The following is a 26,358-nucleotide window of genomic DNA, read 5'->3' on the forward strand; positions in this document are numbered from 1 at the left end:
TGTTCAGAGGGACGTGACGGAGACGCCGGCGGTGAGGCCGGCGGTGACGAGCGAGCGGTCGGGGACGGCCTGCCAGCCCGCGGCGTCGTCGAGCGGCTCGGACGCGATCAGGATCTGGTCCGCGTCCTCGCGGACGAACAGGGAGTCGCCCCAGGTCGTGGCGGCCAGGGACGTGCCGTCGGAGGCGAGCAGGTTGTAGCGGCCGGGGGCGAGCGCCGTGATCGCGCCGACGACGGCGGCCAGGCCGTCGCCGAGCGGCAGCCCGTCCCGCCAGTGCCGGACGGCGAGGGCGAACAGCGGCGCGGAGTCGACCGGGGCGCGGGCGTCCGGTACCCCGGCGACGTCCCCGGCCAGCTCGCGTATCTTCCCCTCAACGCCGCCGAAGTCGTCGATCTTCCCGTTGTGGCTGAACAGCCACGCCCCGGCGCGGAACGGCTGGGCGCAGGACTCGTCCACGGGGAACCCGACGGTCGCCGACCGGATCGCCGCGATCGCGCACGACGCCCGGACGGCCCCGGCGACCTCGCGGAACGACTGGTCGGTCCAGATGGGCTGGGCGCGCCGGAACCGGACGGCCTCGCCGTCCTGATACCAGCCGGCGCCGTACCCGTCGGCGTTGAGGACGCACCCCTGCGTCATGCGCGGCGCGTACGACTGGGTCTCCAGGGAGTGCTCACCGTCGTAGATGAGCGAGTGCAGCGTCCGTTCGGGCCCCAGGTAGCCGAGATGGCGGCACATTCAGCGTGCCTCCCCCGCGAGGGAGCGTGCGCAGCGGAAACCGGAGAAGATCTGCCGCCTGATGGGGTAGTCCCAGTTGCGGAACGATCCGCGCATGGCGAGCGGGTGCGTCGCCCAGGAGCCGCCTCTCAGCACCTTGTATTCGGGGCCGAAGAAGACTTCCGAGTACTCCTTGTAGGGGAAGGAGCGGAAGCCGGGGTAGCCGTGGAAGTCGGACGACGTCCACTCCCACACGTCCCCCAGGAGGCGCCTGACCCCGTACGCCGACGCACCGGACGCGTAGGCGCCGGTCCCGGACGGGCGGAGCGTCCGCTGGCCGAGGTTGGCGCGTCCCTCTTCGTAGGTCTCGCCCCACGGGTAGCGGCGTGACCGTCCGGCCGCCGGGTCCCAGCGGGCGGCCTTCTCCCACTCGGCCTCGGTCGGCAGCCTCTTGCCGGCCCATCGCGCGTACGCGTCCGCCTCGTACCAGCACACGTGCTGGACGGGTTCGCCGGGCGGGACGGGTTCGGTTCGCCCGAACCGGCGCCGCAGCCATTGGCCGCTCTCCCGCACCCAGAAGGCGGGGGCGCGTTTGCCGCTGCCGTTGCGCCATTCCCATCCCGCGGGGTCCCACCAGCGGGGGTCGTCGTATCCGCCGGCTTCCATGAAGGCGATGTAGGCGGCGTTGGTCACCGGCTCGACATCGATGTAGTACGCGGGCAGATCAACAAGGTGTGCGGGACGTTCGTTGTCGTACGCCCATGGGTCGTCCGACGTGCCCATTTGGAATGGGCCCGCCTCGATCAGGACCTCGTCGGTGTCCCGGCCCTTGGAAGAGGTCTTCTGAAGTGGCTCGGCGGCGGGGTCGAGGAGTGCGGGGGCGCCCTTGCGCAACTGGTGGGTGGCCAGCATGGTCTCGTCGTGCATGTGCTCGTGCTGAACGACCATCCCGTACACGAACCCACCGGACGTGAGCGGATCCGCCGTGTCGAACCGCACCGACGACAGCGAGTCGAGCACCTTGGACCGGACCGTGCCGATGTAGGAGCGGGCCTCCTCCGGTGACAGGAGCGGCAGTGACGGCCGTTCGGCACGTGGATGCTCGAACGCGTCGTACAGGCCGTCGATCTCGGGACGCATCGCCTCCGCCCCCGCCGCGGCGCGCAGCAACCACAGTTCCTCGTAGTTGCCGACGTGCGCGAGGTCCCACACGAGCGGCGACATCAGCGGCGAGACCTGGCCGGTGAGGTCGTCCCCGGCGAGGACGTCGGTGGTGAGGCCGAAGCTGCGGTCCCGGACCGCGCCGAGTTCGCCGGCGATCAGCTCCTTCAGCGCGTCCTCGTCGACGGCGGCGGCGTGACCGGTGTAGGCGTCGGTCGTGCCCGGGGGGTTCATCGGGGCCATGTCGGGTCCTCCTCGGACAGCGGCAGGGGCGAATGCGGTGAATCGGGGGCGGGGTCGTCGGCGGGGGTGCGTCCCCGCTCGACGTACCGGCGCGCGTACTCGTCGACCAGCGGGACGAGGCCGGACGCGCCGAGCCGCGGCAGCGCGTCCAGCGCCGCGGCGAAGCAGGCCCGCGCCGCGGCGGCCAGGGGCGGGTCGGACAGCCCGGACCGGGCGGCCTCCGCCCACCGGTGCGCCACCGGCTCGGCCGCGGCCTCGGCGGCGCGCGACGCGGCCGGGTCGTCGAGCAGCGCGGTGGCGACGGCGACGGGGACGGGCCAGTACGGGCCGGGCAGCGCGTCGATCATGCGCAGCTCCAGCCAGCCGCGCGGCCGGACCGGCGGGAACAGGGTGGACAGGTGGTAGGACAGGTCGTCCTCGCCCGGCTCGCCTTTGTCGAGCCATTCCAGGAACGACATCCCGGGGTCGGACACCCATTCGCCCTCGGCGGTGTGGACGAGCATGACCTGGGCGTCCAGCGCGTACCGCGTCCACGCTTCGGCGGGGTCGGCGTCCGCGCCGTCGCGGAGGACGGGGAGGGTCCGGCCGGGGTCGAGTTCTGTCCAGATGCCCTGGCGGGACGAGCGCATCCCGGTGCGGCGCCCGGCGCGCAGAGGCGAGTTCGCGAACGCCGCGACGAGCACCGGGCCGAGCGCGTGCACGAGCCGCCAGCGGCGGAACGCGTCGGTGTGGTCTGCGCCGATGTCCAGGTTGACCTGGATCGAAGCGGTTGAGCACATCATCGCCAGGCCCGCGTCGGGGAAGCCGCCCGCGAAGAAGTAGTCGCGCATGCAGGCGTAGCGGGGGTGGTCGGCCTGGAACCTCGGACGCCGGACGGGGTCGACGCCGTGGCCGACGAGGGCGAGCCCGTCCGGCGCGAGGGCGTCACGGACGTGCGCGATGTCCCCGCCGAGCGCCGAGTGCAGTGCGCCGAGCCCGCCGAACGGCGCGGAGCTGAGCTCCAACTGCCCGCCCGGTTCGTAGGTCACCCTGCTGCCCCCGGACGGGGGGCCGGCCCCGCCGACGAGCGCGCGCACGCGCTCACGGGGGACGTGGGCGGCGGGATCGGCCGCGTCGATCACGAACCACTCGGTCTCCGCACCGACCGTCCCGGGTGGGCCGGTCTTGAAGCAGACACCGCGAATGTGCTGGTAGACGTCGTCCACGGTCAGCCGCGTCACGGCTCACTCCTCACCTTTTCGTCGGCGCGTCCCAACCTTCCCTGCTGAACCGCATCAGAAATCCGACGAATTTCGTGAAGTTCCTTAAATCTCCGTGAACGTCACTGTCCGCAGGGGTCACCGTTACCATCCGTACTATTCGACGTAACGCCTAATCCCGGACTTCTCAGGCATTGACCGGAGGCGCTAGAGTCCGTCAACCAGCGGTATGCACCATTTGTGAGTACCGGGGAGACGATCGGGAGGTCACATGCGCGGGGACATGGGTTCGCTCTACGACGCGCACGCCGACCGCCTGTACGCGTACTGCTGGTCGCTCGTCGGCGACCAGCTCGCGGCGGCGGCCGTCGGCGACACCTTCACCGCGGCCGTCCACCAGCCGCCGCGCGGCGACAGGGTCCTGTGGCTGTACTCGCTCTCCCGGTCGGCCTGCGCCGAGCGCGGCGCCTTCACCGGCAACCTCGGCGGACGGGGCGGCCTCCTGTTCGCCGACCCCGACCCGCTGCTGCGCGCCGCCGGGGCGATGCGCTCCGACCACCGCGAGGTGCTGCTGCTGTGGGCGGGCGAATGGCTCGAACCCCACGACATCGCCCGCGTCCTCGGCATCGCGCCGGACACCGTCGCCCAGCTGCTCAACGCGGCGCGGACACGGCTGGAGCGTTCCGTCCTCGACATCCTGATGCGCGGGACCGCCGAGGCGCGGCTCGACCTCATCACCGCGTTCGAGAAGAAGCGGCTGCCGCAGCTGCTCGCCCGGCGGGCACCGGCCCGCGCGCCCGGCTGGCTGCGCGACCAGGTCCTCGCCGCCTGCGAGGACGAGACCGTCCGGCCGCTGCACAGCGTCATCTCCCCGAGCCCCCTCGTCGCGATCGGCGCGGACGGGCCCCGCGCGGGACGCTCCGGGCGCCCGGGCAGGGACGGCGACCGCGTGAAGCGCGGGCTGTCCGGCGGCATCTCCAAGGGCCTAGGCGCCGCCGCCGGCGTCGCCGCCTCGGCCGCGGCGGTCATCGGCCTGCTCGCCACCTGGCCGTCGGCCAAGGGCGGCGGCGGGGCCGCCTCACTGGTGCCGACGGCGAGCACCGGCCAGACGAACCCGGCGTCCGCGACGAGCGGCCCCGCCCCGCAGCACCCGCTGCCCGGCCTCAGCGGCACCGAGCGGGCGACGGGCGAGGCGCCCGGCACCCCGCGGGACCCGGCCACGGGAGGCGGCGACCCGGCGCGGCAGGGCGGCGGAACCCCCGGCGCCGGCGCTCCGGCCCCGGCGCCCCCGGCGACGTCCCCGTCCGGCACTCCCTCGCAGGAGGGGAGCCCGGCCCCGCCGAGCACGCCGTCGCGGCCGGACGGCCCGTCCACCCCGCCGACCGGCGGGTCGCCGACCACTCCCCCGGACACGCCGAGCGACCCGACGACCCCGCCGGACGACGGCTCCGCCGACCCGACCACGCCGCCGCCGGACACCCCGTCGGACCCGCCCGCCGGCGACCCGGGCACGGAAGACCCGGGGACCCCGAGCCCCAGCCCCACGTCCAACCCGGCGCCGTCACCAAGCGGAGGCTGAGCGGGACGGAGCCGGGCCCGTCCGGCCGCGGGGCTCATGCCGCCGCGGCGCCTTCGACCGGGGACGTGCCGCGCCGGACGAGCAGGGCCGCGAGGATCGCGACGACGGCGACCGATCCGGCGACGGTCAGCGACGTCTGGAAACCGTCCATGAACGCGAGATGGCTTCCGGTGGTGATGGCCTCGGCGGCCGGTGCGGGCGTGCCCGGCGGGACCGGCGCGACGCCCTGCGAGACGATCCCGCCCTGGCCCGCGAGCTGCTGGGCGGCGGCGCCGGGGACGCCCGCGTCCGTCAGCCGCCCGAACAGCACGTCACCGACCTTGGTGGACAGCAGCACGCCCAGCACGGAGGTGCCGAGGACCCCGCCGAGCTGCGCGGCGGTCTGCTGGAGCCCGCCCGCGACCCCGGCGAGGTGGGCCGGCGCGTTGCCGACGATGGCCTCGGTGCCGGCGACGATGACCATCCCGAAGGCCATGCCGAGCAGCACGAACCACGGCCAGATCTGGACGTAGGGGGCGTCCACCCCGATGCGCGACAGCCCGAACAGCGCGGCAGCGGTGAAGGCCATGCCGAGGGCGAGCGGCACCCTCGGCCCGAACCGGCTGGTCAGCGCGCCCGCCAGCGGTGAGGAGACGATGAACACGGCGGTCATCGGCAGCATCCGCACGCCGGCGTCCACCGGGCTCATGCCGTGCACCTGCTGCAGGTAGAGGGTGATGAAGAAGATCGTCCCGAACATTCCGAAGAAGCCGAGGACGATGAGCCCCGTCGCCGCCGACAGCGACACCGAGCGGAACAGCCCGAGCGGGAGCAGCGGACGCTCCACACGGAGCTCGTTGCGGACGAACCCGGCGAACAACACGACGGACACGGCGAACGACACCAGCGGGACGGCGTCCCCGAACCCGTTCTCGCCGGCCTTGATGAGCCCCCAGACCAGGGCGAACAGCGCGCCGGTGAGCAGCGCGACGCCGGGCAGGTCGAAGGAGCCGGTGGCCTCCTCGTCCCGCGACTCGCGGATCACCCACATGCCGACGAGGAGCGCGACGAGGCCGAGCGGGGCGTTGAGGAAGAAGACCGACTCCCAGTTGACGTTCTCGACGAGCAGCCCGGCGACGATCGGCCCGCCCGCGATGGAGATGCCGACGGTGGAGCCCCAGACTCCGATCGCGGTGTTGAGCCGTTCGGGCGGGAACGTGTTGCGCAGGATGGCGAGGCTCGCGGGCTGCAGGAGCGCCCCCGCGAAGCCCTGCACGACCCGCCAGAAGATGACCATGCCGAGGCCGCCGGAGAGCCCGATCAGGACCGACGCGGCGGCGAAGCCGACCACGCCGGCGAGGAACGTCCGCCTGCGCCCGAACCGGTCGGCGATCTTCCCGGCCGGGATCAGCGTGACGGCGAGGGCCAGCAGGTAGGCGTTGGTGACCCACTGCAGGCCGGACAGGTTCGCGCCGAGGTCGCGGGCGATCGCGGGGTTGGCGATGGACACGACGGTGGCGTCCAGCCCGACCATCATCACGCCGAGCGCGACCGCCACGAGGGTGAGCCAGGGATGTCCGTGCCCCGGCCTGGCGGTGCGCCCGCGCGCCTTGTCGCGCGGGGGGACGTGGACGGCGCCGGGTTCGAGTGTTCCGGCGCCTTGGGAGTGAGTCATGGATTCGACCTCCGGATTGGCGGAACCCAAAAGTGTCATGGCATGACACTTGTCGTCAACCGACTCCAGTCGTAGGACGACATTAGTCACATTCAGACATTGGGCGCCCGATGACGCTTGGCGCGGGACCACCGGATGGTTACACTTCGCACATGACCGCGACCGCCCCCGAGACGGGAGCCACCGGCCCCGGCCCCCGGCCCCCGGGCAGGCGCGAACGCAAGAAGCAGCGCACCCGGGACGCGCTCGTCGACGCGGCGTTCACCCTCTTCTCCGAGAAGGGGTTCGACGCCACCACCGTCGAGGAGATCGCCGACGCCGTGGACGTCTCGTCCCGCACGTTCTTCCGCTACTTCGCCTCGAAAGAGGAAGTCGCGCTCACCTTCCAGGAGGAGCAGACCCGCGCCGTCATGGCGGTGCTGGCCGAGCGTCCCCCCGACGAGCCGATCATGACGTCGCTGCGCCATACCGTGGTCGGCATCGCCCGCGCCTGCGAGGCCGGCGAACTCGGCTTCGACCCCGACCGCTTCGCATGCATGCTGACGATGATGAGCGACAGCCCGACCCTGATGGCCGGCAGCCTGGAGCACGCGCAGAAGAAGCAGGCCCTGCTGATCGAGGTCGTCGCCGAGCGGCTCGGCGCCGACCCCGCCACCGACCTGCGCCCGCACGTCATCGCGGCCGCCGCCACCTGCGGCTTCCAAGCCGCCGCCGACGCGATGCGCCGGCACGGCGGCGCGTTCGGCTCCCTGTCCGAGACGGTCGACCAGACCTTCGCCATCCTGGAGAACGGCCTCAACGAACCGCCGGCGACCGGGTGACCCCCGACCCGGGAACCGCGTGGCTCAGCGGGGGGCGCGGGGCAGCCCGAGGCCGATCATCGCGATCAGCTCGCGCTGGATCTCGTTGACGCCGCCGCCGAACGTCAGCACGAGGGCTCCCTTGGCCAGACGGTCGGTGGCCTCGATGAACTCCGCGGTCACCGGGTCGCCCGGGTCGCCGTACCGGGCGAGGACGTCGCCGACGATCCGGCCGACCTCCTGGACCCGCTCCGAGCCGTAGATCTTGGTGGCGGACGCGTCCGCCGCACCCAGCCAGCCGAGGTCCTGGTTCGCGGCGACCTGCCAGTTGAGCAGCTCGTTGACGCGCAGGTAGGCGTAGATCTGCGCGACGGCGCGGCGGACGGCCGGCTCCTCGATGAGCGGCCGGCCGTCCCGCCCGGCGGTCGTGCGGGCCCAGCGCTCGAACCGGACATGGGTGTGGCCGATGTTTCCGGCGGGGCCGAGCGTGACCCGCTCGTGGTTGAGCTGGTTGACGATGAGGTCCCAGCCCTTGTTCTCCTCGCCGATCAGCATGTCCGCCGGGACGCGGATGTCCTGGAAGTACGTCGAGTTGGTGTGGTGGCGGCCGTCCATCGTGATGATCGGCGTCCAGGAGAAACCGGGGTCCCGGCAGTCGACGATGAGCATCGAGATGCCCTTGTGCTTCTTCGCGTCCGGGTCGGTGCGGGCGGCGAGCCACACGTAGTCGGCGGTGTTCGCCCCCGACGTGAAGATCTTCTGGCCGTTCACGACGTAGTGGTCGCCGTCCTTGACGGCGGTGGTGCGCAGGGCGGCGAGGTCGGTGCCCGCGCCCGGCTCGCTGTAGCCGATCGCGAAATGGCACTCCCCCGCGAGGATGCGCGGGATGAAGAACTCCTTCTGCGCGTCCGTCCCGTACTGCAGGATCGTCGGCGCGACGGAGTTCAGCGTGATGAGCGGGTAGGTGACCTCCGCACGGGCGATCTCGTTGGCGAAGATCGTCTGCTCGACCGGGCCGTAGCCGCGGCCGCCGTACTCCTTCGGCAGCGCGACGCCGAGCATCCCGTCGCGGCCGAGCCGTTTGCAGTGCTCCATGTAGGCGGGCCCGAACGGGTCGGCCAGGATGGCGGCGCGCTGCTCCTCGTCCAGGCAGCCCTCGAAGTACTCGCGCAGCTCGGCGCGGAGCGTCTTCTGCTCGTCGGTCAGGTCGATGAACATCAGGCCTCCTGGGGGACGAGCGCGCAGAGCGAGTCGAGCTGGTCTTCCGCACCGCCGAGCAGGTGCGCGCACTGCTTGCCCCAAGCGAAGTAGCGGTGCAGCGGGTAGGTGACGTCCAGGCCGATGCCGCCGTGCAGGTGCTGGCAGGTGTAGAGGGCCTTCACGACCGGGTCGCAGGCGTTGTACGCGGCGACGGTGAGGACCTCGTCGGCGTCGGCGGCGCCTTCCGCGAGACGCCACACGCCCGCCCAGACGGCCACGTCCAAGGCCCGCTTGGCGATGTAGACGTCACCGATCTGCATCGTCACGGCCTGGAACTGCGCGAGGGCGCGGTCGAACTGCTCGCGCGTCTTGACGTACTCCTTGGTCAGCTCCAGTGCGCCCTCGATCACGCCGGACGAGACGGCGACCGCGCCGGCGACGGCCGAGCGGCGCAGGGTGTCCCAGGCGGCGCCGTCCGCCGTCCCGCCGAGCAGGGCGTCCGGGCCGACCCGCGCACCGTCGAGCGCGACGCGCGACAGCGGCTCGGTCGTCGCCGACGGCTGCCGCGTGATCGCCGTGGCGGCGGGCTCGACGAGGAAGACCCCGACGCCCTCGCCCTCGACACGGGCCGGGACGAGGATCCGGGACGCCTCCCGCGCGTACGGGACGAACGTCTTCACCCCGTCGAGGACGAAGCCGTCCCCGTCCCGCCGGGCCGTCGTCGCGACCTCCCCGGCAGGGCCGACCTCGCGGTACGCGCCGGTCAGGACCGTCTCGCCCTCGGTCAGCGGGACCAGCAGGGCGCGCTGTTCAGCGGTGCCGTGCCGCCCGATCGGGACGGCCGCCAGCGCGAGCGACGCGTACACCGGGACGGGCGCGACCGCCCTGCCGGTCTCCCGCAGGATGACCGCCAGCTCGACCTGGCCGAAGCCCGCGCCGCCGACGTCCTCCGGCAGGACGACCCCGAGCAGCCCCGCCTGTGCGAGGGCCTTCCAGGTCACCGCGTCGTAGGCCGCGTCACTGTGGGGGGACGACCCCCCACGCCCCCCGGTCGGGCGGGAGCCGCTCTTCTCGAACGCCTCCAGCCGCTCCTGGGTCGCCTCACGCGCGAGCAGGTCCGCCGCGAGCCCCTTGAGCTCCTGCTGGGTCTCGTCCAGGTTGAAGTCCACTCATCCGCTCCCTTCCAGAAGGTGCAGCCGGCCGCGTCGCTCGAAGTCCGCCCGGACGCCGGCCGCGTCCTCCGTGGTCATCCGCCGGTAGGCGAGGTCCCGGCCGGGCCGCCACCACACCGCGTCATCGGTATGCCAGCCGTCTCGCACCAGCCGGCGTTTGAGGATCTTGTTGGAGGCGGTCGCGGGCAGCTCCCGCATCACCCGCACGTACCGCGGTGGCCACTTCGGGCTCAGGTCGGCGCGGCCGCGCAGGTAGGCGGCGAACGCCTCCGGGTCGAAGCCGTCGGCGGCGATCGCCAGCATCACCTGGTCGCCGGACGCCGCGTCCGGGACCCCGTACACGGCGAGCTGCCGGACGCCGGGCAGTTCCGCCAGGACACGTTCCACCTGGGCGGCGCCGAAGTTCTCGCCGTCCACGCGGAGCCGGTCGGCGTTGCGTCCGGCGAAGAAGATGTAGCCGTCCGCGTCGGCGTAGGCCAGGTCGCCGCTCCAGAACATGCCGTCGCGGAGCCGGTCGGGGGCGTCCTCCTTGTAGTAGCCGTCGAACAGGCCGAGGTCACCGGTGTTGACCAGCTCGCCGATCGCCTCTTCGCCGTTCACGACCCGTCCGGCGTCGTCGAACACGGCGGGCGGGCATGGCTCCCCGGTCGCCGGGTCGAGGATCGCGATGCCGTCGGCCAGCTTCCCGAGCGCGCCGGCCGGGCCGAACGGGTCGGGCGCCATGGAGATCGCGGTCTCCGTCGAGCCGTAGCCGTCGATCACGAAACAGCCGAACCGCTCCCCGAACGTCTTCTGCTCCAGCGGCGCCGCCTCGTTGCCGAACGCGAACTGGAGCGTGTTGGCGGCGTCGTCCTCGCCCGGCGGCGTGGCCAGCACGTACGACAGCGCCTTGCCGACGTAGTGCAGGTAGGTGCAGCCGTGCGCGCGCACGTCGGGCAGGACGGCGGACGCCGAGAACCGGGCGCGCAGCACCAGCTCGGCGCCGGCGGCGAGCGCGGGCGCGTACGCCGCCATCACCGCGCCGGAGTGGAACAGCGGCATCGGGCAGTAGACGACCGACTCCGGCGACAGCATGCGCTCGGCGAGCATCACGCCCGGCACGACCACCTTCCGGTGGGTGACGCGGACGGCGCGCGGCCGTCCCGACGTCCCGGACGTGAAGATCAGCATGAGCAGGGTGCCGTCGCCGATCTCCGAGGTGTCCGGGAGCGGGGAGCCGGCGAAGGGGGCCAGCTGCGCGCGGTAGTCGTCGTCCTCCACGTCCAGGACGGGCAGCCCCAGCTCGGCGGCCGCCTTCGCGTACCGGGGCCGGGTGAGGACGAGGTCGCAGTCGGCGCGTCCGGCGTCGCCCGCGAGTTCGGCGGCGCTCCGGGTCGGGTTCAGCGCGACCACCACGGCGCCCGACAGCGCCGCCCCGCCGAGGAGGAAAACCAGCTCGGGCAGATTGTCGAGGAGGACGCCCACGTGGACGGGACGCTCCCCGCCCGGCCGGCCCGCCATCCAGGCGGCGCGGGCCGCGCTTTCGGCGACGACCTCCCGCCACGTCCAGGACCGGTCGCCGTCGGCCGGGCGCAGTCCGGGACGGCCGTCGTCCGCCCTCGCCTCCAGCAGTGCCGCGACGCTCATCCCGCCACCTCCCCAGGATCACCCCACGGCGAAAAAGTAGAACAGATTCTAGTCTGTGTCCAGAGGCATGATCGACCTCGTTCGCGGGCAGATTCGCCTAGCATGCCAGGGTTCATCGACCTGATGGACGGCCCCGGCGGGCCGGCCGCCCACCGACGATCAGATAACACGTTCTTGTAAGAGCTGTATCCTTGGCAGGACACGTCGGGCGACCGCGCCCGCACAGGAGGGATCGACCGTGACCGCAGAGCCGACAGTGACCGGGGGCCAGACCCCGGGTCAGCCCGCGGAACAGGCGGCCGGCCGGCCGGGACAGAGCGTGCGCTCCCGCAGCCAGCACCAGCGGCGCAAGCGTATCGTGCAGGCGGCCGCGGCGCTGGCGTCGCGCGGCGGCATCGAGGCGATGCAGATGCGCACCGTCTCCGAGCGCGCCGGGGTCGCCCTCGGCACCCTGTACCGCTACTTCCCGTCCAAGATGGACCTGGTCGTCGCCGTCGTCAGCGAGGAACTCGACCTCCTCGAAAGCAGCATCGAACGCCGCCCGCCCCGCGCCGGCGACCCGCCGCAGCGCGCGGTGGAAGTGCTCATGCGCGCCACCCGCGGGCTGATGCGCGAACCGGAGCTGGCCGAGGCGCTGATCCGCTCCCTGCTGCTGTCGGACGTCAAGACCGACTTCGGCGAACGGATGACCGGCCTGCTGCTGCTCGCCGCGTCCGGCCCGCCGCGGGACATCGCCGACGACGACCCGCGCCGCCTCGTGGCCCGGGCGCTGGCCGGCATCTGGACCATGGAGATGATCGAGATGCTGCGCGGGAACGCCACCGCGGAGGAGATCCAGGCCCGGCTGGAGATCTCCGCCGCCCGCCTGCTCATCGACTCCTGACGGCGGCGGCCGGCGGGCACCGCCCGGCAAGCGTTCGCGGTGTTCAGGCGAAACGCAATCAACTGTGAAAAGCCAGTCGGGTGCGATTCGTTGTCCTCGGCGTTCAGGCGGTCCAGCATTCCGGGCATCGGGGCGTCCATCCCTCCCCCACCCCCCAGGAGCGCCCACATGGCCCGCAGACACCTGGTGCTGGGCATCATGGCCGTTTCCGGCCTGACCGCGTCGCTGGCGACCCCGGTGCACGCGCACACAGCCCCCACCGCCACCGACCGGCCGCAGGTCGCCGCCGCACCCGCGGACCGCGCCGCAGGAATCCAGAAGCACCTGAAGATCTCGCTCGGCGCGGCGTTCGGCGGGGCCTGGGTCGAGCACGGCTCCAAGGTCGTCGTCGCCACCACCGACGCCGCGTCCACCGCCACGATCAAGGCGGCCGGCGCGGTGCCCAAGGTGGTGAAGTACGACGCCCGCGACCTCCGCTCGGTCCAGGCGAAGCTGAACGAGCACGCCCGGTCGGCCCCCAAGTCGGTGACCGCCTGGTACATCGACCCGGAGACCAACCGCGTCGTCGTGCAGGCGTCGTCCAAGGCCGCCGTGAAGCGGTTCGCCAAGGCCGGCGGCGTCGACGCCGGGGCAGTGCGGTACGTCCACTCGACGGCCGAACCGCGTCCGCTCTACGACATCGTCGGCGGCGAACGGTACTGGACGCCTTCGGCAGGCTGCTCGGTGGCGTTCTCGGTCGACGGCGGCTACGTCACCGCCGGCCACTGCGGCGGCCAGGGCGAGTCGACGAGCGGTGCCAACCAGGTCGCGCAGGGGTCGTTCGGCGGCTCCTCGTTCCCCGGCAACGACTACGCGTGGGTCAACACCAACAGCCAGTGGACGCCCACGCCCACCGTCAACAAGTGGGACGGCACGTACCAGACGATCCACGGCGCAGTGGAGGCACCGGTCGGCTCCGAGGTCTGCCGTTCGGGCTCCACGACCAACACCCGGATCTGGTGCGGCCAGATCCTCCAGCGCGGCGCGACCGTCCGCTACGCGGAGGGAACGGTCACCGGGCTGATCCGCACCGACATCTGCGCCGACCCCGGCGACTCCGGCGGCGCGCTGTTCACCCCGCAGGGACAGGCGCAGGGCATCACGTCCGGCGGCTCGGGCACCTGCCGGGACGGCCAGGGCGGCGGAGACCAGATGTACTTCCAGCCGGTCGGCGAGGTCCTGCAGATCCTCGCCCAGCAGGGCCGCGACCTCGTCACCTCGGGTGGCGGACCCGGCGACCCCGGGCCTGGCGACCCCGGCGCCTGCGACGGCCGCGAGGACACCGCGACGGGCTCGCTGAGCTCCGGCGGCAGCGACTACCAGCCGGACGGCAGCTACTACCGCAGCACCTCCTCCGGAACCCACTCCGCCTGCCTCGACGGCCCCGACGGCACCGACTTCGACCTGTACCTGCAGAAGTGGAACGGCTCGGGATGGCAGACGGTGGCGCAGTCCATCAGCCCCACCCCTGACGAGAACATCTCCTACAGCGGCACGGCCGGCTACTACCGGTACCGGGTCCACGCCTACAGCGGCTCGGGCCAGTACACCCTCGGTTTCGACACTCCGTGATCCCGCATCCCGGCCGCCCTCCCGCACGGGCGGCCGGGATCCGGTTCCGGCGTGTCACCGCCCTCTCACGCACTAGCCTTGAGCCCGACAGCGCCAGGACGAAGAAGGTGGGCCAGTGACCGAGCAGGAACCGATCCTCAGCGACGGGGTCATCATCGAGTTCATCGATGGCAAGGACGTCCCCGTCCAGCACAAGGACTTCGGTGAGAGGGCCGTCGTCATGCGCGACGCCAAGAACCCCGCGGGGCCGATCCTCTACTTCACCGAAGCCGAGTGGGACGCCTTCATCGCCGGCGTCAAGGACGGCGAGTTCGACGACCTCCTGGAGGAGGACCCCACCGAGGCCCCCTGACGCACGCCGCGCCCCCGGCACACCACCGGGGCGCTCAGCATCCCAGCCGCTTCAGAGGTCCGGTCAAACCTTGGCCTCCTCCCCGACGCCGGCCGGTGAGGCCGGCGCCGTCACCGGTGCCCGGCGTCCGGGCATCCACCAGTTGGCCTTGCCGCACAGTTCCATCACCGCCGGGACGAGGATCATCCGGACGATGGAGGCGTCGATGAGCACGGCGACGGCCATGCCCAGGCCGCCCTGCTTGACCGCGACGTCGGGGCCCAGCAGCGAGGTCGTGAAGACGGCGATCATGATGGCGGCCGCCGCCGTGATGACCTTGGCGGTCCGCGCCAGCCCGCGGGCGACGGCCGTCCGGGTGTCGCCGGTGCGCTCGTACTCCTCCCGGACCCGTGAGATCAGGAAGACCTGGTAGTCCATCGACAGGCCGAACAGGACCGGGAACATCACCATCGGCACCCAGGTCGTGACCGGCATCTCGGCGGGGAAACCGAGGGCCGGGCCGAACCATCCCCACTGCACGACCGCGACGATCACGCCGTAGGCGGCGCCGATCGACAGCAGGTTCACCACGGCGGCCTGCAGTGCGATCGTGACCGACCGGACCAGGGCGATCAGCAGCAGCATGGACATCGCGATGACGACCGCGATCATCAGGGGCAGGCGCGAGCCGACCTCGTCGGCGAAGTCGATGGCGCCGGCGTTCGGGCCGCCGATGTGGACGCCTTCACCGCCGGGCGCCTCGGGCAGCACGTCGTCGCGGAGGCGGTGCACCAGGTCCGCGGTCGCCTCGTCCTGGTATCCGGTCTCCGGGAAGGCCATGAAGGTGGCGGCCTCCCCGTCCTCGCTGACCTGGGGCGGCGTGACGTGGGCGATGCCCTCCGCCTCGCCGACCGCGCTGACGACGGGACGCAGATCGGCGTCCCCGGAACCGACCCGGGTGGCGAAGACCAAAGGCGCGCCGTAGCCGGGACCGAACCCCTCAGAGATGATCTTGTATGAGGTGTAGCTGCTCCTGTCGTGGGGCTGGACGCTGGCGTCGGGCTGGCTCAGCCGCATCGACAGCGCGGGCGCGGCCAGCACCAGCAGGACCGCGCCGGCCAGCAGCGCGGCGACCAGCGGCCTGCGCTGCACCACGCCCGCCCAGCGCTCCGCGGGTGTACGACGCTCCCCGGACGGGGCGCCGGCGGGCCCGAGCCGGCGGGAGGCGCGGCGGGGCAGCCGAAGCGAGTTGATCCTGTGGCCGGTGAAGCCCAGGAACGCCGGCAGCAGGGTCAGCGCGGCGATCATCGTCACCACCACGGTCACCGACGTGGCGACGGCCACCCCGGTCATCAGCCGCTGCCCCATGACGATCAGGCCGAGCAGGGCGATCACCACGGTCGTGCCGGCGAACAGCACCGCGCGACCCGCCGTCGCGATGGCCGTGACCGTGGCGCTCTCGGGGTCGTCGCCGTCCCGCAGTCCGTCCTTGTAGCGGGTCACGATGAACAGCGCGTAGTCGATGCCGACGCCGAGCCCGATCATCGCGGCGAAGAGCACGGTGAAGTCGGGCGCCGGCATCACGTGCCCCACCAGCTTCATCAGGGCGATGCCGCCGAGGATCGACATCAGCGCCGTCACGATCGGCAGGCCCATCGCTACCAGCGACCCGAACGCGATGAACAGGACCACCGCCGCCGCCAGGACGCCCACGCCCTCCGCCGGGCCCTGCGCCGGCGTCTCGGCCTTTTCGGCCTTGTCCCCGCCGAGCCCCAGCGTCACGCCGTCGCCGGAGGCGTCCTTGACCGTGTCCACCAGCGGCTCGACCTCGGACTTGTCCGCTTCCTCATCGGTCAGCGGGAGGGTCGTGCGGGCGATACGGCGGTCCTCGGTCACCAGGTCCGCGTTCTGATACGGCGACGTCACCGGTCCCGTAACGGGTGAGGCGGACAGATCGGCGATGACCGTCTCGATCTTCCGCCGGGCGGCCGGATCGTCGATTCCCTTTTCCGCCTTGATCGCGAGAGTCAGCGTGTCCCCCTGCCGCTCGGGGAAATGCCTCTCGATCAGCTCCTGCGCCTTGGCGGACCCGGAATCCCCGCCGGAGAAGTCGTTGTCGGGGGCGGCGCCGTAGCCGAAGCCGGCGAACGCCACGGCGATCACGCCGACGATCCAGGTCAGGAGGACCAGGCGGCGGCGCCGGTAACAGAACCGGGCCAGTCCCGCCAGGACTCCGTCCGCGGCCGGAGTCTCGGTTGACATCATCTTCTCCCCAACTCTCTTCTTTTTCGCAATGCGCCCTGATCTTGCACACCGGACCCATTGCCGGTCGTCCCCCGGACGCATGCAATTCGCGCTACCGCCAATGGCGCATTCCGTTACCGCGGAAGCCGCAGGAACCGCGGGAGTACTGCGTGCGCGGTAGCCGGCCGCTCGTCCGCCGGCAGGATTCGCACGCGACGGCACGCGGCTAGGGTGCGCGTATGAGCACAGGACTGGCGGTCGCCTGGGCCAGGGCCGGACGCTGGGTAATCGCGGTATGCGTGACGGCGACGCTGCTGGTCACCGCGCTGGCCGGGGACCACCCCGGCACGGACCTCGACGTACTCGGCTACGCCCTCCTGGTCGCGAGCGGCCTGGTGCTGGCCGCCGGCCGCCGGGCCCCCGTCCCCGTCCTGGCCGTCACCGGGCTCTGTGCGCTGGGCTACCAGGCGGTCGGTTTCGACGTGCCCGCCGTCGCGTACCTGTTCGCGGTGTACGCCGCCGTCCGCGCGGGGCACCGGATCATCACGGTCGCGGCGAGCGCGGCCCTGCTGGCCGCGCTGCCCCTCGCCGCCATGGCCTCCCCGGCGGACGGGCCCGCGAGCGACGCGTTCGCACAGGCCAGGGGGGCGCTTGAGATCGCGTGGCTGATCGCCGCCGGCGCCGCCGGTGAGGCGCTGCGGCAGGCCGAGCGGCGGGCGGACGAGGCCGAGCGCACCCGGGAGGAGACCGCCCGGCTGCGCGCGTCGGAGGAACGGCTGCACATCGCGCGGGAGCTGCACGACTCGCTCACCCACCAGATCTCGATCATCAAGGTGCAGTCCGGAGTCGCCGTCCACCTGGCCCGCAAACGCGGCGAGCAGGTACCGGAGGCGCTGCTGGCGATTCAGGAGGCCGGCCGTGAGGCGACGCGGGAACTGCGAGCGACCCTGGAAACGCTGCGGGACGACGCCAAGACCCCTTCGCACGGCCTCGATCACGTCCCCGAACTGGTAGAACGGGCCCGCTGGACGGGCCTCAACACGACCCTGACGATCGAAGGGCAACGCCACGACGTGCCGACCGCGGTGGACCGGACCGCCTACCGGATCGTCCAGGAGTCGCTCACCAACACCGCCCGCCACGCCGCCGCCTCCACGGCGACGATCCGGATCGACTACCGTCCGGACATCCTCGCCATACAAGTCGACGACGACGGCAAGGCCATGCCGGGCACCGCCCCCGTGCCCGGCGTCGGCCTGCTCGGAATGCGTGAGCGGGTCACCGCCCTGGGCGGCCGCCTGCGCGCCGAACCGCGCAGCGACGGCGGCTTCAGCGTCCAGGCAGAGCTTCCCGTGGGCGGGCCGCAGTGATCCGCGTCCTGCTGGTCGACGACCAGCCGCTCCTGCGAGGCGGATTCCGTGCGCTCCTCGACGCGGAGGACGACATCGAGGTGGTGGCCGAGGCCGCCGACGGCGAACAGGGCCTGGCGCTGATCAGGGAACACCTCCCCGACATCGCGCTCATCGACATCCAGATGCCGGTCATGGACGGCATAGAGACGACCCGCCGCATCGCCGCGGACCCGGCGCTGGCCGGCGTGCACGTCGTCATCCTGACCAACTACGGCTTCGACGAGTACGTCTTCAACGCGCTGCGCGCCGGCGCCGCCGGGTTCCTCGTGAAGGACATCGAGCCGGAGGACCTCCTCCACTCCGTACGCGTCGCCGCGCGCGGTGACGCGCTGCTCGCACCGTCGGTCACCAGAATGCTGATCAGCCGGTACGTCGCCCAGCCTCTCAACACGGGAGCCGGCACAGAGCTGAAGGAGCTGACGAACCGCGAACGCGAGGCCGTCGCCCTGGCCGCGCAGGGCCTGTCCAACGGCCAGATCGCCGACCGCATGGTGATCAGCCCCGTGACCGCGAAGACCCACATCAACCGGGCCATGATCAAACTCCACGCCCGCGACCGCGCCCAGCTGGTGGTCCTCGCCTACGAATCCGGCCTGGTAACCCCCCGAAACACCTGAACGAGGGGACACCACGCCACAAACGGCGTCAGTCGAACAACTCGTCGGCGGACCCCGCCGTCACCGCGCGCGTCGCCCACTCGGTGAGCTGCTCCTCGTCCGTGCAGGCCATGATCCGCTCACGCGCCTCGTCGGACACACTCAGCCCGCGAGCCTCAAGCACGACGAGCACCATCTTCGCCTCGCCCTCCGCCTTGCCGATGGCTTGGTGGCGGAGGAAGAGGTCGCTCTTGAACTTGTATTCGGCGGTACCAGTGGACACGAGTTCCTCCAGGATGCGACGCGCCAGCCTCGGCAGCGCGCTGACCACAAGGTCAGTGTACAGATCGGCGTTTTCGTGGCCCGCGTTCTCGATGGTGGCGAGGGCCGCGTGGGTGATCTCCAAAGACTCCCTGGTGGGGGCGCTGACGTTGGCCAGAGTGCTGATGATGGCCAACTCGGGCATCTGCGCCGCCTGGTCGGTCGTGGTGACGAGCGGCTTGGTTCCTGGGCCGACCACCAGGGGCTTGAGGGTGAAACCAGGGTGGCCGATCCTGATCGGCTCGCGTGCCCAGTCGGCGACTGAGCGCTTGGGGCAGATGACGATCAGGTAGCACGGGCATGCGGTTTGCCATGGAGCGTCGTGAGGTAGATGGGCCAGGACTTGCGCTTCCGCAGGTCCTTTTTCTGCTGGATTTCCGCGACGACGGCGAGGGTCGTCTTCTCGGAGCCTCCTTCGCAGATCTCTACGACGTTGTCGGCTCGGTAGGCGGTCGGGGCGATCTGGGTGCACTCTTCGGACACCGATCTGATCATCAGGTCGTCCCCGATCTCGACGTCGAACGCGGTGCAGGATCTGGGCTATGACTTCCGGGTTGTCGCGGATGATCTGGATTGGTCCTTCGTGGACTGCGGTGACCATACACGGAAAGTTACTAAGGCATCACCATTAGATATCTTGACTATCCAATGACTCGGCGTGTGTCTTACGTCACAGTGAGTTACGGGTGGGAGGGTTGGACTACGAGGCGGTTTGAGCGGTAGCGGATGAAGGCCGAGGGGTCGAGGGAGAGGGACTCGGCCGCCTTGTTGAGGGAGCGGGCGGTGGTGTTCGGCCAGTGGCCGGTCTTGACGCGCTTCTCCAGGGTTTGGAGGGAGGCCACGTATTCGGACGCGGTGAAGTTGCAGTGTCCGATGCGGTGGACGTAGGCCTGGCGCAGGAGGTGGGGGTGGCCGACCCGGCGGACGGACGCGGCGTACTCGCGCTCGTGCTCGACCGGGACGATCCCGTCGGAGATGGTGTGGATGTTCAGGGTCGGGACGCGGAGGCGGCCGGTGGGCTCGGAGGTGCGGATCATCCAGGCGAGCGGGCGCGGCTCGGCCTTCTCGGCGGCGGTCGCGGTGAGGCGGGACAGGTCGGACCTCATGTTCAGGCCCGCGGCCCGGTACATGGCCTTGACCTGGCGCAGATTGCCTGACTCGTGGAGCAGGCGCGAGTAGTTCAGGCCCTTGTTCCAGGCGCTGTCGCCTCCTGCGGCCAGGTTGAGCCAGTAGCGGCCGCCGAAGACGAAGTTGAGGACGCCGCCGGAGGCGATCCATTCGTACTGCTGGCGCTGCATGGCCGCGTAGTCGTTGCGGGCCGGTGGGGAGTCGCCGGAGAACCAGGTCGACTGGTTGAGGAACGCGGAGGCCAGGGCGATGCGGGCGCGGCCGGCGGGGGTGTCCTGGGCGTCCGCGACGGCCTGGGTGAGCTGGGCTCCGGCGGCAGCGGCCTGGGCGGGCGTCTCGTAGTCGGCGAGCTTGATGTCCCGGTCCGGGGCCAGGAGGGTGTCGATCGCGTGGCCGGCGTTGAGCTGGTAGTTCATGAGGTCGGCGCCGCCAGCGACGATGCCGCAGGTGCTGAGGACGCCGTCCACCGCGCGGGTCTCGGCGATCTTGGCGCTGACGAGGCCGCCCATGGACTGGCCGAGGGCGAGCGTGATGCGCGGGCGGCCGATGATCTCTGAGACGGCTCTGCCGGTGGCGAGCTGGTCCCGGACGGCGCTGCCCAGGGCCCAGAGCGAGCCGGAGGGGTCGTAGGACGAGCCGGCGAGGGCGTAGCCGCGGTCGAGGAGGGCCTTGCCCGCGGCTTCGCTCGGGCGGTTCGCCGGGGTGAGCGGCCCGAATCCGTGGCTGTAAAGGACGAGGGTCCCGTTCCAGTCGGCCGGGACGTCGGCGATCCAGGTGGCGCCGTCGGGGAGGGTGCCGGTGTAGTGCGCGGGGCCGGCGGACGCGTGGGCGGCGGCCGGTGTCAGGACCGCGGGGGCCGCGAGGACGGCGGCCACTGCGACGGTCGGTAGTCGTTTCATGGTGATCCTCCGGCCTGGGGGATGGCCCAGAATTGGATGCATGTTCCACGAACGTCAGAAATTTGTCGAACATCGCAGAATGTAGGCAGATTCTCTGCGGCGGTCAATGCTCTGCCTAATATTGGCCTGGGCCGGTCCTAGCCGACGATGTGCTCCGGGCGGACCGGAACCCGCGGGAGCGGGCGCCCCGTGGCGTTCCTGATCGCGGCGACGATGGCGGGGGTGGAGGAGAGCGTGGGGGGCTCGCCGGCGCCGCGCAGGCCGTAGGGCGCCGCAGGATCGGGGTTCTCCAGGATGTCGAGCCGCATCGGCGGCATGTCGAGGATCGTCGGGATCAGGTAGTCGGTGAAGGACGGGTTGCGGACGAGGCCGTCCGACACGACGATCTCCTCCATCACGGCGAGACCGAGGCCCTGCGCGGAGCCGCCGTGGATCTGCCCCTCGACCCCCGTCCGGTTGATGATCTTCCCGACGTCCTGGACGGCGGCCAGCTCGACGACCTTGACGAGGCCGAGGTCGACGTCCACGTCGACGACGGCGCGGTGGACGCAGAGGGCGAGCTGGGTGTGGCTGCTGCCCTGCCCGGTGACGGGGTCCATGGCGGCCGTGGGCCGGTGGTGGTACTCGCGGGTCTCCTCGATGACGGCGTCGCCGAGGACGTCCTCGATGGTGCCGAGCACACCGTCCGAGAGGGAGACGATCTTCCCGCCGGTGGCGGTCAGGTCTGCGGAGGCGGGGCGGCCGAGGCGGCGGGCGGCCAGTGCGAGGAGTCCGGCGCGCACCGCCTCGCAGGCCGTCTTGACCGCGCCGCCCGTCATGTACGACTGGCGGGACGCGCTGGACGAGCCGGCGTCGCCGGCCCGGTCGTCCGCCGGGGCGATCGTGACCCTCTGGACGCCCAGCTCCGTCCGGGCGATCTGCGCCTGGATCGTGACGAGCCCCTGACCGACCTCGGCCGCGGCGGTGTGCACGAGCACGGTCGCCTCGCCGCCGATGACCTCCAGCCGGACGCGGGCGGTGGAGTAGTCGTCGAAGCCCTCGGAGAAGCAGATGTTCTTGATCCCGACGCCGTACCCGACGCCCCGCACGACGCCTTCGCCGTGGGTCGTCTGGGAGACCCCGCCGGGCAGGTTCCTGAGGTCGGACGGGTCGAGCGGCGGCGGCATCGGCATCGCCTCCAGCCGGGCCAGCATCCCGGCGAGCGGTGCAGGCGAGTCGATGACCTGCCCGGTCGCGAGCTTCGACCCCTGCGAGACGGCGTTGCGGCGGCGGATCTCGACCGGGCCGAGGCCGCAGGCGTCACCGAGCTTGTCCATCATCGACTCGTAGGCGAAGCACGCCTGGACGGCGCCGAACCCGCGCATGGCGCCGCACGGCGGGTTGTTGGTGTAGACGCCGTACGCGTCGATCCTGATGTTCGGGATCTCGTACGGGCCGACGCCGAGTGAGGCCGCGTTGCCGGTGACGTTCTTCGTGGACGAGGTGTACGCGCCGCCGTCGAGGACGATCTCGACGTCGGCGTAGAGGAGCCGCCCGTCGGCCGCGGCGCCGTACTCGTACCGCATCTGCGCGGGATGCCGGTGGACGTGCCCGAAGAACGACTCGTACCGGTTGTAGGACATCTTGACGGGCCTGCCGGTGTGCAGGGCGAGCATCCCGGCGTGGATCTGCATCGACAGGTCCTCGCGTCCGCCGAACGCGCCGCCGACGCCCGCGAGCGTCATGTGGATCCGGTCCTCGGCGAGGCCGAGGCAGGGCGCGATCTGCTTGAGGTCGTTGTGGATCCACTGCGTGGAGACGTAGAGGTCGATGCCGCCGTCCTCGGCCGGGACCGCCAGGCCGGATTCGGGCCCGAGGAACGCCTGGTCCTGGATGCCGACCTCGTACTCGCCCGACACGACGACGTCCGCCTCGGCCCTCGCGGCGGCGACGTCTCCGACGCGCACCGGCTGATGGCGGGTGATGCCGCCCCGGTCCTGGACCTTCAGGCCCTCCGGGTCGGCGATCACGGCGCGGGGGTCGGTGATCGGTTCCAGCACCTCGTAGCCGACGGCGATCCTCTCCATCGCGCGCCGCGCCGTCTCCGGGTGGTCGGCGGCGACGAGCGCGACCGGCTCGCCCTCGTGCCTGACCTGGTCGATGGCGAGGACGGGCTGGTCCTCGGTGTGGTCGATGCCGAACATCTTGCGGCCCGGCACGTCCTCGTGGGTGAGGACGGCCCGGACGCCGGGCATCGCGAGCGCGGGCCCGATGTCGATCGACCTGATCAGCGCCCGGGGATGCGGGCTGCGGAGCGTCGCGCCCCACAGCATCCCGTCCATCCACAGGTCGGACGCGTACGCGAACTCGCCGGTCACCTTGAGCGTCCCGTCCGGCCGCGGCGCGCTCTCCCCGACGCCGCCCAGCCCGGGGGCGGCGACATGACCGGGGCTTCTCACCGGCGGCGCCATCAGAGCACCTCCTCCGCGAGCCGCATCAGGCGGCGGTGGGCGTCGGCGCCGCGCCGCCCGGCCTCGTCCTGCGGGACGGTGACGAGGGCGTCGTCGTCCACGATCGTGCGGCCGCCGACGAGGAGGCGCTGGAGCGGCGGGGTCTTCCCGAACGCGAACGCGACGACCGGGTCGTCGACGGCCGCGTGGAAGCCGTCCACCCGCCACAGCGCGATGTCGGCGAGCTTGCCCGGTTCGAGGGAGCCGATCTCGTCGTCGCGGCCGAGGCAGCGGGCGCCGCCGAGCGTCGCCATCTCCAGGGCCTGCCGGGCGGTCAGCGCGGTCGGCCCGAACCGGGCGCGCTGCAGGTAGATCGCCTGCCGGATCTCGCCGGCGAGGGGGACGAGTTCCGCCGACGCCGCCCCGTCCACGCCGAGGCCGACGGCCGCGCCCTCCTCCAGCAGGCGGGACACGCGGGCGATCCCGGCGCCGAGACGCGCGTTGGAACTCGGGCAGTGCGCGGTGCCGGTGCGGGTTTCGGCGAGCCGCTTGATGTCGGTGTCGTGCAGGTGGACGCAGTGCGCGAGCCACACGTCGGGGCCGAGCCAGCCGATCGAGTCCATGTACTCGGTGGGGGTCATGCCGAACTGCTCCGTCGTGTGCTCCTCCTCGTCCAGCGTCTCGGCGAGGTGGGTGTGCAGCCGGACGCCCTTGGCGCGCGCGAGCTCCGCCGATCTGACCAGCAGTTCCCTGGTGACGGTGAACGGTGAGCAGGGCGCGACGGCCACCCGCAGCAGGGAGCCGGGCGACGGGTCGTGGTACCGGTCGATCGCGGCCTCGGTCTCGGCGAGGACCGTGTCGAGGTCCTCGACGACCTCGTCCGGCGGGAGCCCGCCCTGCGACCGGCCCCGGTCCATCGACCCCCGGCACGGGTGGAACCGGACGCCCATCTCGGCCGCCGCGTCCACCTCGGCGGCGAACAGGTCACCGCGTCCCTTCGGGAACAGGTAGTGGTGGTCGGTGGAGGTGGTGCAGCCCGACTTGGCGAGCCACCCGAGGCCCGCGCTCGCCGCTCCGGCCACGACCTCGGCGTCCATCTTCGACCACGGCTTGTAGAGCGTGGTCAGCCATTCGAACAGGGTGTTGTCGACGGCGAGGCCCTGGCTCGCCCACTGGTAGAGGTGGTGGTGGGTGTTGACCAGGCCGGGGGTGGCGAGGCATCCGGTGCCGTCGATCCGCTGTGTTCCGCCCCCATCGCTGCGGCCCGCCGCCCCCCGCGCGGCGCCGGCGGACGCGGCCGGGGCGGGGCCGGGGCCGACGGCCGTGATCCTGTCGCCGTCGATCACGATGTGGCCGCCCGGATGCTCGTCGCCGGACACGGTGACGACGTGGGCGTTCTCGATGATGATCGTCATCGCGTCGCCGCCTTCCGCTCGGCGGCGAGGCGCACCGCGTCCAGGATCTTCTCGTAGCCGGTGCAGCGGCACAGGTTCCCGGCGAGCGCCTCGCGGATCTCGGCGTCGGCCGGCGCGGGGTTCCGCTCGATCAGGTCGTGCGCCTGGACGATCAGGCCGGGCGTGCAGAACCCGCACTGGACGGCGCCCGTCTCGGCGAACGCCTCCTGGACGGGGTCGAGCCGCTCGCCCGCGCGGCCGGTAGGGCCGGGCCGCCCCTCGGCCAGGCCCTCCACGGTGCGGACGTCGCGTCCCTCCGCCTGCCCGGCCGCGACCAGGCACGCGCAGGCGGGGACACCGTCCAGGTAGACGGTGCAGGAGCCGCATTCGCCTTGTTCACAAGCGTTCTTGGAGCCGGGGAGCCCCATCCGCTCCCGCAGCATGTAGAGCAGGCTCTCGCCCTCCCACACGTCGTCCACGGTCTCGCTCGACCCGTTGACGGTGACGTTCACCCGCATCAGGAGGCCTCCTTCCCGGAACCGGCCGGTGCCCCGGCGCGGTGGTCGTTCCAGGCCCAGGTCAGCGTGCGGCGCGCCATCACCGCCAGGGCGTGCCTGCGGTAGCCGCCCGTGCCCCGGACGTCGTCGATCGGTGCCGCCGCCTCCGTCACCAGGTCACCGAACCGCCGCGCCGCCGATCCTGCGAGCGGTCCCCGGCCGTCCCAGTCCAGTTCGCGGGAGATGAACGCCTCGGCGGCGGTGGCGCGGCGCGGTGTCGGGGCGGCCGACCCGAGGCCCGTCCCGACGCGCCGCTCCCCCGGATGCAGCGCGACCGCGAACGAGCAGACGGCGATCACCATCGCGTTCCTGGTGCCGATCTTGGAGAAGTACTGCGGGCCGGACGCGGGCGCCGTCCAGAACGCGCGGATCAGCTCGTCCGGCTCCAGCGCGTTCCGTTTCACGCCGGTGAAGAAGTCCGCGGCCGGGATCATCCGGACGCCGCGCGCCGCCGATTCGGCCTCGATCTCGGCGCCGCCCGCCAGCAGCGGCGGATGAGCGTCCCCGGCGGGGGACGCCGCGCCGAGGTTGCCGCCGACCGTGCCCCGGTTGCGGATCTGCGGCGACCCGACCGTCCGGGACGCCTGCGCGAGGCCGGGCAGCCGGTCCCCCAGCCCGTCGATGAGCCGGGTGTAGGTGACGCCGGCGCCGACGCGCAGCCGCCCGTCCGCGATGTCCCATTCCGCCAGGTCACGGACCCGGGTGAGGTCGAGCAGCGCCTCCGGCCGCCGCACATCGAAGTTGATCTCGACCATGACGTCGGTGCCGCCCTGAACGGGCAGGGCGCCCGGCAGCTCCGCCTTCGCGGCGAGGGCGTCCTCCCAACTCAGCGGTCGCAGGAAGTCCATGTCCGCGTGTCCTAGCTCCCTCGGTAGGTCGAGTAGGCGAACGGGCTGATCAGCAGCGGCACGTGCAGATGCCGCCCCGGATCGGTGACCGTGAACGCCACCGTGACCTCGGGATAGAAGTCCGACAGGCCCGCCGTGTCGAACGTCAGCCTGTGCACCCCGGCCTCGACCGCGGCGCCCCACTCCCTGATGCGGCCGTCGGCGTCGGTGCGGCCCTCGGCCAGCGGCGTCCAGCCGCCGTCCGCCGCGCGCCGCTCCAGCCGGACGGCCATACCCGCCGCCGGCAGCCCCTTCGCCGCGTCCAGCACATGCGTCGACAGACTCACGCGTCCTCCGGTCCGTGGTGGCTCCGAT

At 72.1% G+C, this 26,358-nt stretch carries 23 protein-coding genes; 7 read left to right on the plus strand and 16 right to left on the minus strand.

Going from position 1 to position 26,358, the window contains the following annotated elements; translation table 11 throughout:
• Positions 1-3 precede the first annotated feature (3 nt).
• The 3 genes from egtC to egtA are packed head-to-tail and all read right to left on the minus strand — an operon-like array spanning position 4 to position 3,341.
• Positions 4-738: an ergothioneine biosynthesis protein EgtC gene (gene egtC / locus ACTWPP_RS26335; protein ID WP_443107043.1), complete on the minus strand. Its 735-nt coding sequence runs from the start codon at positions 736-738 to the stop codon at positions 4-6.
• Positions 739-2,112, minus strand: coding sequence for an ergothioneine biosynthesis protein EgtB (gene egtB, locus ACTWPP_RS26340; protein WP_443107253.1), 1,374 nt, complete (start codon positions 2,110-2,112; stop codon positions 739-741).
• A complete protein-coding gene (gene egtA / locus ACTWPP_RS26345; RefSeq protein ID WP_443107044.1) occupies positions 2,109-3,341 on the minus strand; it encodes an ergothioneine biosynthesis glutamate--cysteine ligase EgtA in 1,233 nt (410 codons plus the stop codon). Before egtA ends, egtB begins: the two co-directional genes overlap by 4 nt.
• Positions 3,342-3,591: 250 nt before the next feature.
• Between egtA and ACTWPP_RS26350 the strand changes: the two genes are divergently transcribed.
• Positions 3,592-4,899: a hypothetical protein gene (locus tag ACTWPP_RS26350; protein ID WP_443107045.1), complete on the plus strand. Its 1,308-nt coding sequence runs from the start codon at positions 3,592-3,594 to the stop codon at positions 4,897-4,899.
• Between the two features lie 34 nt (positions 4,900-4,933).
• Here the strand turns inward: ACTWPP_RS26350 and ACTWPP_RS26355 are convergent, their stop codons facing one another.
• Positions 4,934-6,553 (minus strand): MFS transporter, encoded by a 1,620-nt coding sequence (locus ACTWPP_RS26355; RefSeq protein WP_443107046.1) that lies wholly within the window; start codon positions 6,551-6,553, stop codon positions 4,934-4,936.
• A 152-nt stretch (positions 6,554-6,705) separates the two neighbouring features.
• Between ACTWPP_RS26355 and ACTWPP_RS26360 the strand changes: the two genes are divergently transcribed.
• Complete coding sequence (locus ACTWPP_RS26360) at positions 6,706-7,374, plus strand: TetR family transcriptional regulator (RefSeq protein ID WP_443107047.1); 669 nt, start codon at positions 6,706-6,708, stop codon at positions 7,372-7,374.
• 24 nt (positions 7,375-7,398) lie between these two features.
• Here ACTWPP_RS26360 and ACTWPP_RS26365 read toward each other — a convergent pair whose 3' ends face one another.
• The 3 genes from ACTWPP_RS26365 to ACTWPP_RS26375 are packed head-to-tail and all read right to left on the minus strand — an operon-like array spanning position 7,399 to position 11,351.
• A complete protein-coding gene (locus tag ACTWPP_RS26365) occupies positions 7,399-8,571 on the minus strand; it encodes an acyl-CoA dehydrogenase family protein (RefSeq protein WP_443107048.1) in 1,173 nt (390 codons plus the stop codon).
• Positions 8,571-9,722 carry an acyl-CoA dehydrogenase family protein gene (locus tag ACTWPP_RS26370; RefSeq protein WP_443107049.1) on the minus strand — a complete coding sequence of 384 codons (1,152 nt, stop codon included), beginning with the start codon at positions 9,720-9,722 and terminating at the stop codon, positions 8,571-8,573. The genes ACTWPP_RS26365 and ACTWPP_RS26370 overlap by 1 nt, the downstream gene beginning before the upstream one ends.
• On the minus strand, positions 9,723-11,351 hold the full coding sequence (locus ACTWPP_RS26375; protein WP_443107050.1) for an AMP-binding protein: 1,629 nt from the start codon (positions 11,349-11,351) through the stop codon (positions 9,723-9,725).
• 319 nt (positions 11,352-11,670) lie between these two features.
• Here ACTWPP_RS26375 and ACTWPP_RS26380 point away from each other — a divergent pair, with 319 nt between their 5' ends.
• The 3 genes from ACTWPP_RS26380 (at position 11,671) to ACTWPP_RS26390 (ending at position 14,197) form a co-directional block, all read left to right on the plus strand.
• Positions 11,671-12,234 carry a TetR family transcriptional regulator gene (locus ACTWPP_RS26380; protein WP_443107051.1) on the plus strand — a complete coding sequence of 188 codons (564 nt, stop codon included), beginning with the start codon at positions 11,671-11,673 and terminating at the stop codon, positions 12,232-12,234.
• 168 nt (positions 12,235-12,402) lie between these two features.
• Positions 12,403-13,845 (plus strand): S1 family peptidase, encoded by a 1,443-nt coding sequence (locus ACTWPP_RS26385; protein ID WP_443107052.1) that lies wholly within the window; start codon positions 12,403-12,405, stop codon positions 13,843-13,845.
• Between the two features lie 115 nt (positions 13,846-13,960).
• Positions 13,961-14,197 (plus strand): DUF397 domain-containing protein, encoded by a 237-nt coding sequence (locus ACTWPP_RS26390; protein ID WP_358454994.1) that lies wholly within the window; start codon positions 13,961-13,963, stop codon positions 14,195-14,197.
• Between the two features lie 63 nt (positions 14,198-14,260).
• Here the strand turns inward: ACTWPP_RS26390 and ACTWPP_RS26395 are convergent, their stop codons facing one another.
• Positions 14,261-16,438 (minus strand): MMPL family transporter, encoded by a 2,178-nt coding sequence (locus ACTWPP_RS26395; RefSeq protein WP_443107053.1) that lies wholly within the window; start codon positions 16,436-16,438, stop codon positions 14,261-14,263.
• A 221-nt stretch (positions 16,439-16,659) separates the two neighbouring features.
• Here ACTWPP_RS26395 and ACTWPP_RS26400 point away from each other — a divergent pair, with 221 nt between their 5' ends.
• The gene (locus ACTWPP_RS26400) at positions 16,660-17,790 is read left to right on the plus strand and encodes a sensor histidine kinase (protein ID WP_443107054.1); all 1,131 of its coding nucleotides are present in this window, start codon (positions 16,660-16,662) and stop codon (positions 17,788-17,790) included.
• The gene (locus ACTWPP_RS26405; RefSeq protein ID WP_443107055.1) at positions 17,787-18,449 is read left to right on the plus strand and encodes a response regulator; all 663 of its coding nucleotides are present in this window, start codon (positions 17,787-17,789) and stop codon (positions 18,447-18,449) included. The genes ACTWPP_RS26400 and ACTWPP_RS26405 overlap by 4 nt, the downstream gene beginning before the upstream one ends.
• A 28-nt stretch (positions 18,450-18,477) precedes the next feature.
• Here ACTWPP_RS26405 and ACTWPP_RS26410 read toward each other — a convergent pair whose 3' ends face one another.
• From ACTWPP_RS26410 to uraH, 8 genes are all read right to left on the minus strand, one after another.
• Complete coding sequence (locus tag ACTWPP_RS26410; protein WP_443107056.1) at positions 18,478-18,948, minus strand: hypothetical protein; 471 nt, start codon at positions 18,946-18,948, stop codon at positions 18,478-18,480.
• An 86-nt stretch (positions 18,949-19,034) separates the two neighbouring features.
• On the minus strand, positions 19,035-19,244 hold the full coding sequence (locus tag ACTWPP_RS26415; protein WP_443107057.1) for a hypothetical protein: 210 nt from the start codon (positions 19,242-19,244) through the stop codon (positions 19,035-19,037).
• 185 nt (positions 19,245-19,429) lie between these two features.
• Positions 19,430-20,776: a hypothetical protein gene (locus ACTWPP_RS26420; RefSeq protein WP_443107058.1), complete on the minus strand. Its 1,347-nt coding sequence runs from the start codon at positions 20,774-20,776 to the stop codon at positions 19,430-19,432.
• Between the two features lie 137 nt (positions 20,777-20,913).
• Positions 20,914-23,226: a xanthine dehydrogenase subunit D gene (gene pucD / locus ACTWPP_RS26425; protein ID WP_443107059.1), complete on the minus strand. Its 2,313-nt coding sequence runs from the start codon at positions 23,224-23,226 to the stop codon at positions 20,914-20,916.
• Positions 23,226-24,620, minus strand: coding sequence for an 8-oxoguanine deaminase (locus tag ACTWPP_RS26430; protein WP_443107060.1), 1,395 nt, complete (start codon positions 24,618-24,620; stop codon positions 23,226-23,228). Before ACTWPP_RS26430 ends, pucD begins: the two co-directional genes overlap by 1 nt.
• Positions 24,617-25,117: a (2Fe-2S)-binding protein gene (locus ACTWPP_RS26435; protein ID WP_443107061.1), complete on the minus strand. Its 501-nt coding sequence runs from the start codon at positions 25,115-25,117 to the stop codon at positions 24,617-24,619. Before ACTWPP_RS26435 ends, ACTWPP_RS26430 begins: the two co-directional genes overlap by 4 nt.
• Positions 25,117-26,004: an FAD binding domain-containing protein gene (locus ACTWPP_RS26440; protein ID WP_443107062.1), complete on the minus strand. Its 888-nt coding sequence runs from the start codon at positions 26,002-26,004 to the stop codon at positions 25,117-25,119. The genes ACTWPP_RS26435 and ACTWPP_RS26440 overlap by 1 nt, the downstream gene beginning before the upstream one ends.
• Positions 26,005-26,015: 11 nt before the next feature.
• Positions 26,016-26,330, minus strand: coding sequence for a hydroxyisourate hydrolase (gene uraH / locus ACTWPP_RS26445; protein ID WP_443107063.1), 315 nt, complete (start codon positions 26,328-26,330; stop codon positions 26,016-26,018).
• Between the last annotated feature and the right edge of the window lie 28 nt (positions 26,331-26,358).

Source organism: Actinomadura sp. 3N407 (assembly GCF_052245875.1).
In the GTDB taxonomy this organism is placed as follows: domain Bacteria; phylum Actinomycetota; class Actinomycetes; order Streptosporangiales; family Streptosporangiaceae; genus Spirillospora.